Source organism: Rahnella aceris (genome assembly GCF_011684115.1).
Taxonomy (GTDB): domain Bacteria; phylum Pseudomonadota; class Gammaproteobacteria; order Enterobacterales; family Enterobacteriaceae; genus Rahnella; species Rahnella aceris.
Genome location: NZ_JAADJV010000001.1, coordinates 1,411,957 through 1,428,755, shown reverse-complemented (window position 1 = coordinate 1,428,755; position 16,799 = coordinate 1,411,957). Strand labels below are relative to the sequence as shown.

Annotated in this window: 12 protein-coding genes; 6 read left to right on the top strand and 6 right to left on the bottom strand. The window is 52.9% G+C overall.

Annotation, left to right across the window (positions count from 1 at the left end; genetic code table 11):
• Position 1: 1 nt before the first annotated feature.
• The gene (locus tag GW591_RS06395) at positions 2 to 1,222 is read right to left on the bottom strand and encodes a glycosyltransferase family protein (protein ID WP_013575562.1); all 1,221 of its coding nucleotides are present in this window, start codon (positions 1,220 to 1,222) and stop codon (positions 2 to 4) included.
• Between the two features lie 119 nt (positions 1,223 to 1,341).
• Positions 1,342 to 2,157, bottom strand: coding sequence for a mannosyl-3-phosphoglycerate phosphatase-related protein (locus tag GW591_RS06390; protein ID WP_112152280.1), 816 nt, complete (start codon positions 2,155 to 2,157; stop codon positions 1,342 to 1,344).
• A gap of 214 nt (positions 2,158 to 2,371) precedes the next feature.
• Here GW591_RS06390 and smrA point away from each other — a divergent pair, with 214 nt between their 5' ends.
• The gene (smrA, locus tag GW591_RS06385) at positions 2,372 to 2,938 is read left to right on the top strand and encodes a DNA endonuclease SmrA (protein ID WP_013575560.1); all 567 of its coding nucleotides are present in this window, start codon (positions 2,372 to 2,374) and stop codon (positions 2,936 to 2,938) included.
• Between the two features lie 114 nt (positions 2,939 to 3,052).
• The gene (gene apbE, locus GW591_RS06380; RefSeq protein WP_013575559.1) at positions 3,053 to 4,093 is read left to right on the top strand and encodes an FAD:protein FMN transferase ApbE; all 1,041 of its coding nucleotides are present in this window, start codon (positions 3,053 to 3,055) and stop codon (positions 4,091 to 4,093) included.
• Between the two features lie 46 nt (positions 4,094 to 4,139).
• On the opposite strand, the gene glgX is transcribed toward apbE, so the two are convergent.
• A complete protein-coding gene (glgX, locus tag GW591_RS06375; protein WP_126124897.1) occupies positions 4,140 to 6,422 on the bottom strand; it encodes a glycogen debranching protein GlgX in 2,283 nt (760 codons plus the stop codon).
• A 212-nt stretch (positions 6,423 to 6,634) separates the two neighbouring features.
• Here glgX and GW591_RS06370 point away from each other — a divergent pair, with 212 nt between their 5' ends.
• Complete coding sequence (locus GW591_RS06370) at positions 6,635 to 7,579, top strand: 2-hydroxyacid dehydrogenase (protein ID WP_166860327.1); 945 nt, start codon at positions 6,635 to 6,637, stop codon at positions 7,577 to 7,579.
• A gap of 192 nt (positions 7,580 to 7,771) precedes the next feature.
• Entirely contained in the window at positions 7,772 to 8,725 is a 954-nt protein-coding gene (gene cbl, locus GW591_RS06365; protein WP_013575556.1) for an HTH-type transcriptional regulator Cbl, read from the top strand.
• 127 nt (positions 8,726 to 8,852) lie between these two features.
• Here cbl and GW591_RS06360 read toward each other — a convergent pair whose 3' ends face one another.
• Both GW591_RS06360 and GW591_RS06355 read right to left on the bottom strand, forming a co-directional pair.
• A complete protein-coding gene (locus tag GW591_RS06360; protein ID WP_153375463.1) occupies positions 8,853 to 10,796 on the bottom strand; it encodes an exoribonuclease II in 1,944 nt (647 codons plus the stop codon).
• 149 nt (positions 10,797 to 10,945) lie between these two features.
• Positions 10,946 to 13,252: an FdhF/YdeP family oxidoreductase gene (locus GW591_RS06355; protein ID WP_121019331.1), complete on the bottom strand. Its 2,307-nt coding sequence runs from the start codon at positions 13,250 to 13,252 to the stop codon at positions 10,946 to 10,948.
• Between the two features lie 458 nt (positions 13,253 to 13,710).
• Here GW591_RS06355 and GW591_RS06350 point away from each other — a divergent pair, with 458 nt between their 5' ends.
• The gene (locus GW591_RS06350; RefSeq protein ID WP_037034044.1) at positions 13,711 to 14,880 is read left to right on the top strand and encodes a serine hydrolase; all 1,170 of its coding nucleotides are present in this window, start codon (positions 13,711 to 13,713) and stop codon (positions 14,878 to 14,880) included.
• A 254-nt stretch (positions 14,881 to 15,134) separates the two neighbouring features.
• Positions 15,135 to 16,394, top strand: a complete 1,260-nt coding sequence (oxlT, locus tag GW591_RS06345) for an oxalate/formate MFS antiporter (RefSeq protein ID WP_013575552.1) — start codon at positions 15,135 to 15,137, stop codon at positions 16,392 to 16,394.
• A 107-nt stretch (positions 16,395 to 16,501) separates the two neighbouring features.
• Here the strand turns inward: oxlT and GW591_RS06340 are convergent, their stop codons facing one another.
• Complete coding sequence (locus GW591_RS06340) at positions 16,502 to 16,729, bottom strand: hypothetical protein (RefSeq protein WP_013575551.1); 228 nt, start codon at positions 16,727 to 16,729, stop codon at positions 16,502 to 16,504.
• Positions 16,730 to 16,799: the final 70 nt, after the last annotated feature.

Below are 16,799 nucleotides of genomic sequence, written 5' to 3'. Positions count from 1 at the left end.
GTTACACATCGCCTTCATTATCTTTTTCGACTGCTTCATGAATGCGGTCCAGCATGTCCGGGAAGGCGGACTGCACACGGCTCCAGCTTGGAATGAACGGCTTTTCGCTCGGCGTATCCACAAAAGCCTGACCGGCTTCCATGATCGCGCCTGAGAATAATTCTACCGCCGATTCCTCGCTGTGACGGTCAAAAGTTAACCCGTTCATTTTGGCGTCATTTTCAAATCCGTCGATCATGTCCAGCGCATTACGATAATAGGTCGCTTTCAGAATACGGAAAGACTCACTGGTAATATTCACGCCGAGAATAGCCATCTTACGATACAGCGCTTTGGTGATATCAATACTCATGCGCTGTAAACCATTAGACGCATCCTCTTCTGACATCGGCTGGTGTTTATGGTCGTAATTGTCGGCAATATCCACCTGACAAATACGCTTGGTCGCCGTATTACGGTGCAGTTCTGACAGCACACCAATTTCCAGCCCCCAGTCACTCGGAATGCGCAAATCGTTCAGAACATGCGTGCGCATCGCAAATTCACCTGAAAGCGGGTAACGGAAGGTGCGCAGATACTCAAGAAAATCAGAGTGGCCGTAAACGATTTGCAGGGATTTCAGCAACGGGAAAACCAGCAGGCGACCGACGCGGCCATTGAATTTCCCGTCTGCCACACGGGCGTAATAACCTTTGCAGAAATCGTAATGGAAGTTGGGATTTGCCACCGGATACATCAGGCGAGCCAGCATCTCGCGACTGTACGTGACAATGTCACAATCATGCAGCCCGACCACTGAGGTGCGGCGCGAGGCCAGCGTATAGCCGACACAAAACCACACATTGCGGCCTTTGCCCGGTTCATTCGGGGAAAGGTTTTCTTTCTTAAGCTCCTCATCCAGTGCAGTCAGGCGCGGACCGTCATTCCATAAAATGCGGTGACGTTGCGGCAGGCGGGAGAAAAATTCGCGGGCAAATAAAAATTGATCACGGTCAGCGCGATCTAAACCAATAACGATTTCTTCCAGATACGGGACTTTCGTCAGCTCGTCGACAATGCGCGTCAGCGCCGGACCTTCCAGTTCTGAAAATAACGACGGTAATATTAATCCCATTGAACGGCGGCCGGAGAACACCTGCAGATCGTATTCCAGTTCTTCGACTTTGCGGTTCGTCAGATTATGAAAATTAGTAATGACACCATCCTGATAAAAATCGCTCATACGGTATTCTCCAATTTTAGAATAGATAAAATTATTGGAAGTCTTCTCTGCAAACACAGAACGATAAACAATGTGGAAACCAACTGTTAATAAAGTATTTTACCTTTTCCATTTTTCCTTCAGAGAAGGGTAATAAAATGATTCAGCCCCTGACTCCAGCCGCGCGGGCCAAATTCATCGGTGCGAAAAACCTGTGTCACATCGTCTCGCTGTAGCGGCATTTCATGCTCATGATGGCCTTTGATCACCACGGCGTAATTCACCGCTTCCAGCATAGATAAATCATTAGGGCCATCTCCCAGACCTATGCTTAACACCGGATGACCGCGTTTTTGCTGATAGCGCGCCGTTAACCATTGCACCGCCTGACCTTTACCAGCACCGGCCCCCATTACGTGCCAGAAACGCCCGCCGCGTGTCAGTGACAGGCCTTCGCGCGTGAGACATTTTTTCAGGTGCGCGAAATCCAGATCATTACCGAACCAGATCAGCGGTTCAGAAGCGTCACGTTGCATCGCCAGTGCCGCGTCCTTGACCGCCAGTCCGGTCCAGACTGCGACCTGTTTCGCCGTAACATCACCAAAGCCGCGAAACTCAAAATCATAACGCTGGCGTAGTTCCACTAAAACCTGGCGGATCTCGCGATAACTCGCGCCGGAAAGGTGAAACGGCGCGGCGTCCTCATCCCGCCAGTCAGGTGGCAGATGAATGATTGCGCCATTTTCTGCAATAAAAGGCTGCTGTGTCAGATTCAGGTCAGCCTGCAGTTCCGCCACTTCTGCTGAGGTTTTACTGGTGGTTAAAATTAACGGAATCTGGGCCACCGAGAGTTTATCCAGCCAGGGCTGCGCGGGTTGCCAACTGTAATCATGATGGTCGAGCAGTGAGCCATCAAGGTCAGTGAAAATAATCAAGGGATCATCAAGGTAAGGCATTTTTTCTCCTCAATTGTGCCGGGGAACCTAAGCACAAGCTCACTGGTTTACTTCTTCCCCAGCAGCTAAGTATAGATATAAAAATGAGTTTTAACGGCGGGCAGGGCATTTCCGGAATTTTTACCGACGCAGTTCCGCAGGCGTGTGACTTTACCCGCAGCGGGTTTATGGCGATAATTTGGTGCAGTCCCCCCGCTGAAAAAGAGGTAAGCAGATGAGCGAAGATGATGATTTATTCAGTCAGGAGATGGCAGGTGTACAGCCACTGGCGTCGGATAAACGGGTGGTCTACCTCAAAAACTCAGTTGCGGGGCACAAGGTGAGTGCAGACCCTGAGTCGGAAATGCGTGAGAATCCGCTGACTACCGGCTTTCTGAATATTCAGCCATGCGATGACCCTCTCGAATACAAACACGATGGCGTACAGCAGGGAGTGCTGGATAAACTCCGGCAGGGGAAATACCCGCTGGAAGCCAGCCTGAACCTGCTGCGCAAACCTGTTGAGCAGTGCCGTCAGGAACTGTTTGCCTTTTTCTGTCAGGCACAGGCTGAAAATTTACGCACCTTGCTGATTATTCATGGGCGTGGCCGCGAAGACGAAAGTCATGCGAATATTGTGCGCAGTTATATTGCCAAATGGCTGCAGCAACTGGATGACGTGCAAGCGTTTTGCGTCGCTGTTCAGAAAGATGGCGGTGCAGGAGCCTGTTATGTCGCACTAAAGAAAACCGCGCAGGCAAAACAGGAAAACTGGGAGCGCCACGCCAAGCGCAGCCGGTAATTTTTATTGCGCTATGGTTCAACGGTGCGTCCGTTGCAGCGTGGTTTAAGCATCACCCCTTACTGTCCTGATACTTTTCATGCCCGGCGACGGGCACTTAATCGAGTTATTTCCATGTTCTCAAAACCGGTTTATCTGCGCTGTACACTTGTGTTGTGCGGCGTCAGCCTTTTATCTGCCTGTGATCGTCATATTCCTGAGCCGCTGGTGATTGAGGGCAAAACTATGGGCACGTTTTATCGTGTCAGTCTGGCAGGAGTGGATAAAAACCGGGAACCGGCGCTGCGCGAACAAATTGAAGCACAGCTTAAAGAAGACGATCATCAGCTGTCGACTTACAAAGATGACTCCGTACTGTCACGTTTTAATCAGTATCAGGGCAACGTGCCGCAGCCGATCAGTGAAGGAATGGCCGATGCGATTGTTACCTCCATCCGGATTGGCAGGCTGACCGGTGGCGCGATGGATATTACTGTCGGCCCGCTGGTGAATCTGTGGGGATTCGGGCCGGACAAACAGCCGGTAAAAATCCCGACAACGGAGCAAATCGATGCCGCCCGCGCCCGCACGGGTTTACAGCATCTTAAAGTGATCCAGCAAAATGACGGGCAGTACCTGCAAAAAGATTTACCCGGGATGTATGTCGATCTCTCGACCGTGGGCGAAGGCTACGCTACCGATCATCTGGCACGTTTAATAGAAGGCAACGGCATCAGCAATTATCTGGTGTCTGTCGGCGGAGCGGTGGTTTCCCGCGGGCATAACGCGCAGGATAAACCCTGGCAGGTGGCAGTTCAGAAACCGACGGACAAAGAAACTGCGGTGCAGGCGATTGTTGATTTGCAGGGCATGGGGATCAGCACTTCCGGCAGTTATCGTAATTATTACGAACTGAACGGCAAACGCCTTTCACACATCATTGATCCGGCGACCGGTTCGCCGATCACGCACAAGCTGGTGTCAGCCACGGTGATTGCACCGACCGCACTGGAAGCGGATGGCTGGGATACCGGCCTGATGGTACTTGGCACGAAGAAAGCGCTGGCGCTGGCTGAGCAACAGCATCTGGCGGTGTATCTCATCACCAGAGAAGGCGACACGTTTAAAAGCTACATGTCTCCACAATTCAAAGCCTATCTGAAAGATCCGGAGTAGGTTTTCGCTGCTTCAGATCCTCCTTGTCTGAAGCAGCGCCAAAGTCTTAGTGTTTCGCGGTGCTGATCAGCTCGAACAACACGACAGTGCGGGAGGTGCAGACGTAGTCGCGGCCAAACTCAAAGTTGTGCTCGTTGATGTCGTCCGGCTGGAAGGTATCGAAAATATGTCGCCAGCTTTCACCGTGCGCCACCGAAGGCAAGGTGAACACCACGTCTTCGTGTGACGCGTTGAACAGCAGCAACACGGTGCTTAGTGAGCCCTGGCGAACCAGACCGGTGGGCTGGGCGCGCCCGTCAAGCAGCATCGCAATGCATTTGGCATGCGGATCTTTCCATGCCGCATCCGTCATTTCCGGCCCCTGTGGCTGGAACCAACTGACATCTTTCACTCCCAGTTTTTCATGCAATGCGCCCGTCAGGAAACGTCCGCGATGCAATATCGGGAAGCGCTTACGCAGGGCAATGAGTCGGTAGGTGAATAGCAACAACGACTGACCTTTGTCTCCAATATCCCAGTTCACCCAGGCAATCTCTGTGTCCTGACAATAGGCGTTATTATTGCCGTTTTGCGAGCGGCCAAATTCATCACCCGCAAGCAGCATCGGCGTTCCCTGAGAAAGCAGTAACGTCGCCAGCATATTACGCATTTGCCGCAACCGCAGTTCATTGATGGCCGGATCGTCAGTCGGGCCTTCCACACCATAGTTGGCCGAAATATTGTTATCGCTGCCATCCTTGCCGTCTTCGCCGTTCGCTTCGTTGTGTTTACTGGCATACGACACCCAGTCATTGAGCGTGAAACCATCATGGGCAGTAATAAAATTCACGGAAGCATAAGGCTTGCGGCCCCGGTGATTAAACAGATCTGCTGAACCGGAAAGCCGTGTGACAAACTGCGCCAGTTGGCCCTCGTCGCCACGCCAGAATTTGCGCACCGTGTCGCGGAACCGGTCGTTCCATTCCATCCAGCCCGGCGGGAAGCCGCCCACCTGATAGCCGCCGGGACCGCAATCCCAGGGTTCGGCGATCAGTTTGCACTGACTGAGGATCGGATCCTGACGGCAGGTGTCGAGAAAACCGCAGCCCTCATCAAAGCCATAGCTTTCACGTCCGAGGATCGTCGCCAGATCAAAGCGGAAACCATCGACCTGCATCTCGGTTGCCCAGTATCGCAGCGAGTCTGTGACCATCTGTAATACGCGCGGATGACTGAGATTGAGCGTATTACCGGTACCGGTATCGTTAATGTAATAACGCTTATTGTCCGGCATCAGCCGGTAATAGCTGGCGTTATCGATACCTTTAAAAGACAGCGTCGGACCCAGCTCGTTACCTTCAGCGGTATGGTTGTAAACGACATCCAGAATGACCTCAATACCCGCAGCGTGCAGGGTGGCGATCATTTGTTTGAATTCGTTGACGGTATGCGTTGCCATATATTGCGGATGCGGCGCAAAGAAACTCAGCGTGTTGTAGCCCCAGAAATTATGCAGACCTTTGTCCTGCAAGTGCCGGTCATCGGTGAAGGCGTGGACCGGCATCAGCTCGACAGACGTGACCCCGAGAGAACGGATATAGTCCACGATATGCGGCGTGCTCATGCCGGAAAACGTGCCGCGCAAATGCTCAGGTACTGCCGGATGGCGCATGGTATAGCCGCGTACATGCGTCTCATAAATCAGGGTTTTTTCCCAGGGGATATGTCTTTTACGTGAACGGGCCCACGAGAATGCCGGATCAATCACCCGGCATTTAGGCAAAAACGGTGCGCTGTCACTGTTATCGATGTGCAAATCTTTCTTTGGGCTTTGCAGGTCATAGGCAAACAGAGCATCGTCCCATTTCAGTTCGCCGACAATCTGCTTGGCGTAAGGGTCGAGCAGTAACTTGGCGGGATTAAACCGGTGACCATCGTGCGGCGCATAGGGACCATGCACGCGATAGGCATACAGCAGGCCAGGACGGGCATCCGGCAGATAACCATGCCAGACTTCATCGGTATATTCCGGCAGTTCGATCACATCATATTGCTCGCCGTTTTCGTTAAAAAGACACAGTTCTACCTTGGTGGCGTTGGCTGAAAACAGTGCGAAATTTACGCCCAGCCCGTCCCAGGTCGCCCCCAGAGGCACCGGCAGTCCTTCGCGTACCCGTGTGGTGTGTCCGGAATCGAAACTGCGCACAATTTCACCGTCGCTGTAAGGCTCGATAATACGTACGCCAAACTCATCTACTGCAATATCAACCTGTAAATGCGCCGGAAGGGTGCGGATTGCTTCCGTTGTTACGGCAGGTTTACTTATCTTGCTGGATCGGGCCTTTGCCATACTTGACGTCACTCCGTTTCAGGGAAATCTGACAAAAATTGCCGAAAAGGGCCGTCTGCGTTCACGCAGACGATAACAACGAGTGTAGACCGGACTTCGTAACTTCTCCCGTAAACCGCCGAAAAGCTGTACAAGAGGAAGGGCTTCGTCGATAGTGAAAGCGAAAAAGCTAGCCTGCTAGTTATTGTCTGACTTTATCCAGAGGAATCTCCATGACCATCGCGTTGCTCAGCCATGTTGAACTTGATGCTGGCTATCCTGACCGGTTCGAAGTGGCCGGTTTTACTCTCTTTTTTGCGACGACGCCTGAACAACGTGCGAACCTTGATCCGCAGATTGCTCAGCAAATCCGTGCGGTATTAACCATTGGCAGCATCGGACTAAGTGCAACTGAAATGGACGCGTTACCGGCGCTGGAAATCATTTGTGCACAGGGTGTAGGGTTTGAACATATTGATGTCGCGGCTGCAAAACAGCGCGGTATTCACGTCACGAATGGCCCCGGCACCAATAACGCTTCTGTCGCTGACCATACACTGGCGCTGATGCTGGCGGTCACGCGGAAAATCCCGCAGTTTGATGCCGCTGTACGTACGGGAGAATGGAAAAAAACGCGCTGGAATACGCCGGGAATGGCGGGTAAACGTCTGGGAATTATCGGGCTGGGAAATATCGGTGCATTGATTGCCCGCCGCGCGGCGGGCGGATTTGATATGGCGATCGGGTATCACAACCGGCGTTCGCTGGAAGACAGCCCGTACCGTTATTTCCTCACCATCACTGAGCTGGCTGAGTGGGCTGATTATCTCGTGGTGGCGACGCCGGGCGGCAAAAATACCGCCAGGCTGGTGGATGGCAATATTCTGCGCGCGCTGGGGCCGGAAGGGTTTTTGATTAATATTGCGCGGGGAAGTGTGGTGGACAGCGCCGCGCTGATTGCCAGCCTGCACAATAACGAAATCGCCGGTGCCGCACTGGATGTGGTGGACGGCGAGCCGCAGGTGCCGGCAGAAATGCTCACGCTGGATAATCTGGTGATCACGCCGCACGTCGCGGGGCGTTCGCCGGAATCAGTAGAAAATATGCTGACCCTGGTGTTATCAAATCTTGAGGCGCATTTTGGCGGCAAACCGGTCTTGACGCCGGTGCCTGAGTAAGGCGCTGATTGTTACCGTATTGCTGAGAATGCTTTAAAAACGCTGCTTGCCGGCGTTTTTTTATGGCGGCCAAAAAACAGACACCTGATTTCTATAGTCGTAAAAAGCATAAGTAACCGCTTTTTCTTATTTGTCTGGCATAGCAACAGATCGTAACAATAGGGTTTTCGGCAAGCAAAGAGGCAGACAGCGGTGAACTTTCAACAACTCAAAATTATACGGGAATCAGCGCGATGCAATTACAACCTGACCGAAGTATCGAACATGCTGTTCACGTCGCAGTCAGGTGTCAGCCGTCATATCCGCGAGCTGGAAGATGAGCTGGGCGTTGAGATATTTATCCGTCGTGGAAAGCGCTTACTGGGGCTGACTGAGCCGGGTAAAGAGTTGCTGGCAGTGGCCGAGAGAATTCTCAATGAGGCGCAGAATATCCGCCGTCTTGCGGATGTTTTCTCTAAAGAAGATGCGGGCGTGCTGACCATCGCCACCACTCACACTCAGGCGCGTTACAGTTTGCCTAAAGTCATCAAAGCCTTCCGTGCAATTTATCCGGGTGTACGCCTCGAGTTGCATCAGGGCTCGCCACAGGAAGTGCTGACAATGCTGCTGAGCGGGCAGGCGGATGTCGCCATCGCCAGCGAAAAGCTGATGAATGATCCGTCAGTCGCCGCGTTTCCTTATTACCGCTGGCATCACGCAATTGTCGTACCGCAAGGGCATCCGCTGACGTTGCAACACCCGCTGACGTTACAACATCTGAGCGAACAACCGCTGATCACCTATCGTCAGGGTATCACTGGCCGTTCCCGTCTCGATGAAGCTTTCAGCCGTGCCGCGCTGACCGCCGATATCGTGCTGAGTGCGCAGGATTCTGATGTGATTAAAACCTACGTCGAGCTGGGATTGGGCGTGGGCATCCTGGCAGATAAGGCATTTGAAGCCGCCCGTGATACCGGCCTGCAGTTGATCAATGCCGAGCATTTATTTGAAGCCAATACGGTCTGGCTGGGACTGAAGAAAGCGCAATTGCAGAGAAACTACGTATGGCGGTTTATTGAGTTGTGTAATCCGGGTCTTTCTGTGAATGAGATCAAAGAGAAGGTATTTGCGACGGGCGGGGAGCCGGTGATTGACTATCAGATCTGAGGGGCAAGCTTTTCGCTCCTCCCCCTGCGAAGGAGGAGGCTGGGAGGGAGCTAACGGAGCTAGGTAAATTTTACATATAAAAAAACCGGTCATGAGACCGGTTTTTTCCCTTCGCTAAAAGCGAAACCTAGACTGCCGGTTTGGCGATCACATTGCGGTTTTCCATGCGAACTTCAGCAATGTTCACCTCAATGATGTCGCTCTGGCGGTAGGCCACTTCGCCTTTAATCAGGACAGTACCGGTATCGGCGCTGCACACCAGTTCGTCGCGCACGCTGTGCAGGAACGGAGCAGGGATGAACGCCACGGCACCGATATCTTGCAGACGTATGCGCAGGCCGCCGCGGGTGACATCGATAATTTCAGCACTGAATTTAACGTCAGTGCCGACTTTATCTTCCAGGTAACGGGCATACAACCAGTCACCGACATCGCGCTCGGCCATGCGGTTGGCACGACGGCGTTCTGCCAGTTGAATGGTCATGTCGTCCTGAGGTTTTTCAGCAGACTGTTGCAGGATCATCGCTTTCAGCAAACGGTGGTTCACCATGTCGCCGTATTTACGGATAGGTGATGTCCAGGTCGCATAAGCTTCCAGCCCCAGGCCGAAGTGCGGCCCCGGAGTGGTGCTGATTTCTGCAAAGGTCTGGAAACGACGGATGCGACTGTCGAGGAACTGGGTTGGCAATGCATCAAGCTTACGGCGCAGAGCGCAGAAGCCCGGCAGGGTCAGCAGTTCTTCAGCGTTGGCTTCAACGTCATTCGCCTGCAGCACGGTGACCGCGTTTTCCACCAGCAGAGGATCAAAACCGGTATGCACGTTATAAACGCCGAAACCGAGGCTGTCGCGCAGGGCGATAGCGGCACAGACGTTGGCGGCAATCATCGATTCTTCAACGATGCGGTTAGCAATGCGGCGATGCTCGGCGATGATTTCCAGCACGTTACCTTTCTCACCCAGCACGAAGCGGTAATCAGGACGGTCTTTAAATACCAGTGCATGTTCGGTACGCCATGCGCTGCGCACGTCGCAGACGCGTTTGAGCAGGCGGATCTGTGAGGCGATCACCTCACTGGCCGGTTGCCATTCGCTTTTCTCATCCGCTTCCAGCCAGTCAGACACGTCGTCATAAGCCAGTTTGGCTTTCGACTCGATAGTCGCCGCGAAGAAACGAATGTCGCTGCCCAGTGTGCCATCGGTGCCTACTGTGACAGAACACGCCAGAACCGGACGGCTGACGTCCGGCCACAGGGAACAGATATCATCGGACAATTCACGCGGTAGCATCGGGATGTTGAAGCCCGGCAGATAGTTGGTGAAGGCGCGTTTTTTCGCAATGTTGTCCAGCTCGCTGCCTTCGCTGACGTAAGCCGTCGGGTCAGCAATTGCGACAGTCATTTGCAGGGTGCCGTCGCCGTTGTCTTTCACATACAGCGCGTCATCCATGTCCTGCGTACTGCCGCTGTCGATAGTGACAAATGGCAGGGCGGTCAGGTCTTCGCGGGTCAGGCCTTCATCGCGTAGCTCGGCAATGTCAGATTTCGGCGCTTCACGTTCAAGGTTATGACGTGCCAGCGTGACCCACCACGGCGCAAGATCGTCGGCGCCGGTGGTGATCCATTCGGTGATTTCAGCCTGGAAGCTGTGGTCGCCTTCTTTCAGCGGGTGACGGCGCATTTCAGCCACACACCAGTCGCCATCACTCACTTCATGATTGATGTTGCGGGCAACGCGGCACTGAATAGCATCACGTAATAAAGGATGATCCGGAATGATAGAAAGACGGTCGTCTTTCTTCGTTACGCGCCCAACAAAACGGCTGAGAAAAGGTTCAACCAATGTTTCCGGCTGGACGACTTCACGCTCTTTTTCGGTTTGCAGGGAAGCGATAACGCGATCCCCGTGCATGACTTTTTTCATGTACGGAGGCGGAATGAAATAGCTTTTTTGACCGTCTACTTCAAGAAAGCCAAAGCCTTTCTCAGTGCCTTTTACGATGCCTTCGACACGCGGAGTCTGAGAGTGAAGTTGCTGTTTTAGCTGCGCGAGCAGCGGGTTATCTTGAAACATATCGTCCAGAGAATTGGGGGTTAATGTGGCTCGATTAGCGGCAGACAGTTTTACGCGATCTGACCCCTTCGGGCAAGCGGCATCTGCCCCTTTCGCCTCATAACCCTGAAGCGAAAGGGGAGATTTGCGCGATGTCGCGCAAGTACGACTTATGCGATACGTTGCAGGTCCACTTTTTGTTCGCAGCGACGGATAGTCACCGGTACGGCTTTGGAGGTCGGGGTGTGGGTCTGGTCACCAAAACTGGACATCGGCACCAGCGGGTTGGTTTCCGGATAATAAGCCGCCAGGTTACCGCGCGGAATATCGTAGCTGACCAGTTTAAAACCGGTCACTTTGCGCTCAATGCCGTCGTTCCACAGCGTTTCGATTTCCACCAGTTCACCGTCTTTCAGGCCCAAGTCCGCCAGATCCTGCGGGTGAATGAACAACACTTCACGCTGGCCGTAAACACCACGGTAACGGTCATCGAGGCCATAAATGGTGGTGTTGTACTGGTCGTGAGAGCGTAACGTTTGCAGGGTGAACGGCGCATTCTGGTCGCCCATCGGGATCAGCACTTCAGGCAACGGTGATGCACTGAAATTGGCCTTGCCACTCAGGGTGTTGAATTTCAGCTCTGCTGCCGCATTACCGAGATAGAAACCGCCTTTGATATCGCAGCGCGCATTGAAATCCCGGAAGCCCGGAATGGTGGCTTCAATATGATCGCGGATAAGATTGTAATCGTCAGCCAGCGCCATCCAGTCGAGGTATTTATCACCCAGAACGGCATTGGCGATACCGCAGACAATCGCGGTTTCAGAACGCTGTTCTTTGGATAACGGAATGCCTACGCCTTCGGAGGCATGTACCATGCTAAAGGAGTCTTCAACGGTGATGAACTGCGAACCGGTCGCCTGCATATCCAGTTCGGTACGGCCCAGCGTTGGCAGGATCAGCGCTTCTGCACCCGGCGTCAGGTGCGTACGGTTCAGTTTGGTGCTGATCTGAACGGACAAATCCAGATTGCTTAGCGCCTGTTCTGTACGCGGAGTATCCGGGGCCGCCGCCGCCAGATTACCGCCAAGGCAGATCAGGACTTTGGCTTCTTTACGCAGCATGGCTTCCAGCGCTTCTACGGTGTTATGACCCGGGACACGCGGTGGTGTGAATTTGAAGTGGCTTTCCATCGCATCGAGCAACGCTTTTGGCGCTTTCTCATCGATACCCATGGTGCGGTTACCCTGCACGTTGCTGTGACCGCGCACCGGACACAACCCGGCGCCAGGTTTGCCAAGCTGACCAAACAACAGTTGCAGGTTGGTGATTTCACGCACGGTCGGCACAGAGTGTTTATGCTGCGTCACGCCCATCGCCCAGGTACAAATCACCCGTTCGGCGTTCATATAAATGCTTGCCGCTTCGCGCAAGTCCTGTTCACTCAGACCTGACTGTTCAGTAATTTTTTCCCAGCTGGTGGCATCGACCACGGCCAGATACTCATCGACACCGGCACAGTTTGCCGCGATAAATTCTTCATCGAACAGGGAAGGCTGACCGGAAGCAATACGTTCGCGGTGTGTCTGCAATAACGCTTTAACGATACCGCGCACGGCCGCCATGTCACCGCCAAGGTTTGGCTGGTAATAGGCGGCGCTGATGCGACCCGCTTTCGGTGTCACCACTTCCAGCGGTTTTTGCGGATCGGCAAAACGTTCCAGACCCCGTTCACGCAGGGTATTAAAGCTGACCACTTTTGCCCCCCGGTCAGACGCATGACGCAGACTGTGCAGCATACGCGGGTGGTTGGTGCCCGGGTTCTGGCCGAAGACAAAAATGGCGTCTGCTTTCTCAAAATCATCCAGACGGATAGTGCCTTTACCGACGCCGATGCTTTGTTTGAGGCCCACACCGCTGGCTTCGTGACACATGTTCGAACAGTCAGGGAAGTTGTTGGTACCGAACATACGGCCGAACACCTGATACAGATAAGAGGCTTCGTTACTGGCACGCCCGGAGGTGTAGAAATCTGCCTGATCGGGACTTTCCAGCCCGTTAAGATGGCTGGCGATCAGTGAGAATGCGGCATCCCAGCTGATAGGCTCGTAATGGTCGGTGGTGCGGTTGTAACGCATCGGATGGGTAAGACGCCCCTGATATTCCAGGAAATAATCGCTCTGTGCACGCAGCTTACTCACACTGTGTTGAGCAAAGAACTCTGGTTCGACGGCTTTGCGGGTGGCTTCCCAGCTGACGGCTTTCGCACCGTTTTCACAGAAGCTGAATGTGCTGTGATTATCGTCTCCCCAGGCACAGCCCGGACAGTCAAAACCGCGACCTTTGTTAACACGCATCAGGTTACGCAGGTTAGAAAGGACTTTCTTACTGTCGAAGACGAAACGGGTGGTGGATTCCAGTGCACCCCAGCCGCCGGCCGCGCCGTGGTAGGGTTTGATCTCAGTTTTGAATTTCATAGTTATGCTTCGCAGGTGGTTTTTGTCTTGTCTGTGAACAAACCGGATGATGAGTTGTTAACCGGATTGTTAATTTTATGTCACAAGTTTAGGAGTGGGTGACAAGAACGTCTAATCGAATGCTGTGATGGAGCGATAGGAATCCTCTATCGCAGGGAAATATCGGGGAATAACGGAAATTCCCCGCAAGGAAAGGGGCGCATCACCGTATTTCATCCCTGTTGAAAACAGCGGGTTGTGATAATAAAACCTGATTGCAGGCTCAGTGGCAGGTGTTGGTGGAAATTAACGCAAGTTGTAACAGAACCGTTTCACTATGAAATGGTTAGCAAAAGACTAAGGGTTTTTCTGCAGGGGGTTTTAGTGCAACCTATGCCGCAGATTTTATCCCATAGGTTTTTGATATATTGCCGAGTTTAATAATAGCCCGGCAATATGGCGTGTTTAAGGAAGATTCAGTGAAACGTAGTGTAATGAGTGTTTTATCTTGTGTATTGATGTTCTCCGCAGGCAGTGCGAAAGCTATCGCGCCACTGGATTTCCCTGTCGTGCCGCCAAGCATTGACGCCGCTTCTTTTGTGCTGATGGATTATGCCAGCGGTGATGTGCTGGCCGCCGGCAACCCGGATGAACGCCGTAACCCGGCCAGCCTGACCAAACTGATGACAGGTTATGTCATTGACCGCGCGTTAGATCATAAAAAAATCACCATGGATGATGTGGTGACGGTACCGCAGGAAGCCTGGGTCGCTGGCAATAAAAGTCTGGCCGGCTCTTCACTGATGTTTCTAAAGCCAGGTGACCATGTCACCGTGCGTGACCTGATCCGCGGCATCATCATTACTTCCGGTAATGACGCCTGCGTGGCCATGGCCGATTATGTGGCGGGCAGCCAGGATTCATTCGTAGGAATGATGAATCAGTACGTGGTGAGCATGGGGCTGACCAACACCCATTTCGAGACTGTGCATGGCCTGGACGCGCCGGGGCAATACACCACCTCTTATGATCTGGCGAAACTTTCCCGCGCCATTATCGGCGGGGAACCTGAGGAATATCATATGTATGCTGAAAAATCGCTGACGTATGACAACATCACTCAGCAAAACCGTAACGGCCTGTTGTGGGATAAAAACCTGCAGGTTGATGGCCTGAAAACAGGTCATACCGAAAGCGCCGGTTTCAACATTATTGCCTCTGCGACGCAGGGCGACCGTCGTCTGATCGCCGTCGTGATGGGCGGTAAAAGCTCAAAAGGCCGCGAAGAACAGGCGCGCAAACTGCTGACCTGGGGTTTCCGCGAATATACCAGTAAACAGATTTTCAAAGCTGATCAGACCGTTTCCAGCGAACATGTCTGGTTTGGTGCTAATGCACAGGTGAAGGTCGGTTCACTGAGTGATGTCTTTATCAGCGTGCCGCAGGCCGATGCCGATAAACTGAAAGCCCAGTACGTGCTGACCCGTCCGCAGATTGACGCGCCGCTGAAGAAAGGTCAGGAGCTCGGCAGTATTAATATCGTAGATAACGGCAAAGTCATCAAAACCGTGCCGCTGGTGGCACTGGAAGATGTCGCAGAAGGCGGGATCATCAGTCGTGCGATTGATTACGTGAAACTGAAAATTTAACACCTGTTCCGCTGGTCAAAACGCAAAAAGAGCCTGCCCGAAAAGCAGGCTCTTTTTTTGCACCTGCTGCACCACAGTTGACCATTCTGCGGCACCTGGGCGACATCTTTATTCCTCCCTGTCGGACAGGGCAGGTGTAATTACCTGAAAATCCCATCGAATCAATGTGGCATGTTTGTTGCTGAGAACTTATTTCTTGCTAGCAATGTTAAAAATCTTTGGCTGGCGTTGACAGGAAATAAGGGAGACGACGAATGACAACATTGAATATGCCCATGACAATCGCGGCCAGCGCACGGTGGCGGCAGTTAGTTCTGGGGCTGATTTGCATGGCGGCGATTTCCAGTCCGCAATATGTCTGGACTCTGCTGACTAAACCGCTCGCGCTTAAACTGGGGGTTCCGCTGGCAGAGTTACAGGTTACGTTCTCGCTACTGATAATTCTGCAAACCTTCTTTTCTCCTTTTCAGGGCAGCCTGATTGAACGTTTTGGCCCGCGGAAACTGATTTCAATCGGCACGCTGTTATCAGGGTTCAGTTGGGTACTGGCGTCACAAGTCAGCAGCATTACGGGCCTTTATCTGGTCTATGGCTGCATCGGCGGACTGGGTACCGGCATTGTTTATGTCGGTGTCGTCGGGTTGATGGTGCGCTGGTTCCCGCATAAACGTGGCTTTGCGGCGGGAATGGTGGCTGCCGGGTACGGAATGGGCGCAATTCTGACCACGTTCCCTGTTTCGACGTCCCTGACCAGTCGCGGGCTGGAAAGTACGTTGATTATCTTTGGCGTTATTTTCGCCGTCATTGGTTTTCTGGCCAGCCAGGGATTACGGCTGCCGCCGTCGCTCAGCGAGCGTCAGGATGTGCCGGTCATGGTGACGGAAGGCAAACAGTACCGTCCGAAACAAATGCTCAGACAGCCTTTGTTCTGGCTGATGTTTTTCATGATGGCGATGATGTCGACTTCAGGGCTGATGGTCACCTCGCAAATGGCGGTGTTTGCCCATGATTTTGGTATCACGGAAGCGGTGGTGTTTGGCATGGCCGCGTTGCCGCTGGCACTGACCATTGACCGTTTTACCAACGGGCTGACACGCCCGCTGTTCGGTTTTATTTCGGATAAATTTGGTCGTGAGCAGACGATGTTTATCGCATTTGCGCTGGAAGGCTGTGCGATGATTTTGTGGCTGATGTGCCGCGACAATGCTGTGTTGTTTGTTCTGCTGTCCGGCGTGGTGTTTTTTGGCTGGGGAGAAATTTTTTCCTTGTTCCCGTCAACGCTGACCGACACCTTTGGCAGTCAGAATGCCACTGCCAATTATGGCTGGTTGTATATGTCGCAGGGCATAGGCTCCATTTTTGGCGGCCCGCTTGCGGCACTGATTTATCAGCACACGGGCGGATGGAACATTGTATTCACCTGCGCCATCACGCTGGATTTTGTCACCGCCATTCTGGCGCTCTGGGTACTGAAACCCTGGCGTGCCCGTTTTATGCAGGCAGCCCGTGACTGAATAATCCTAAACTAGCGGGGTCTGGAGACGTTGTCACAGAGGAATGTTAACAAGCTGTAATTCAGGTAAAGCAGCGGGGCGACCGGCTCACGGACGCCCCGAACGGCCTAAAACACTTTCGAAGAAAAATCCGTTTTCACTTCGCTTTCAATGTAGGTATTTAAACCCCAACCGGCGCGCGCCAGTTCCTTCATTTTTTCGAGATGTTCGGGGCCAGGATGGCGGATATCGTAGAGATAAACGTGATTGTTCTTGAAGCGGATTTTGATCGAGTTGGCATCAATCTGGAAGCTGACAACCTGTGAATCACCGCTTTTGTTGGCGTAATTTTCCATGCTGCATCCTGTTAGCTAAGCCTGATTTCGGGCGACATCTTCTATTAACCACGTCCGGGCTTTTCTTGCA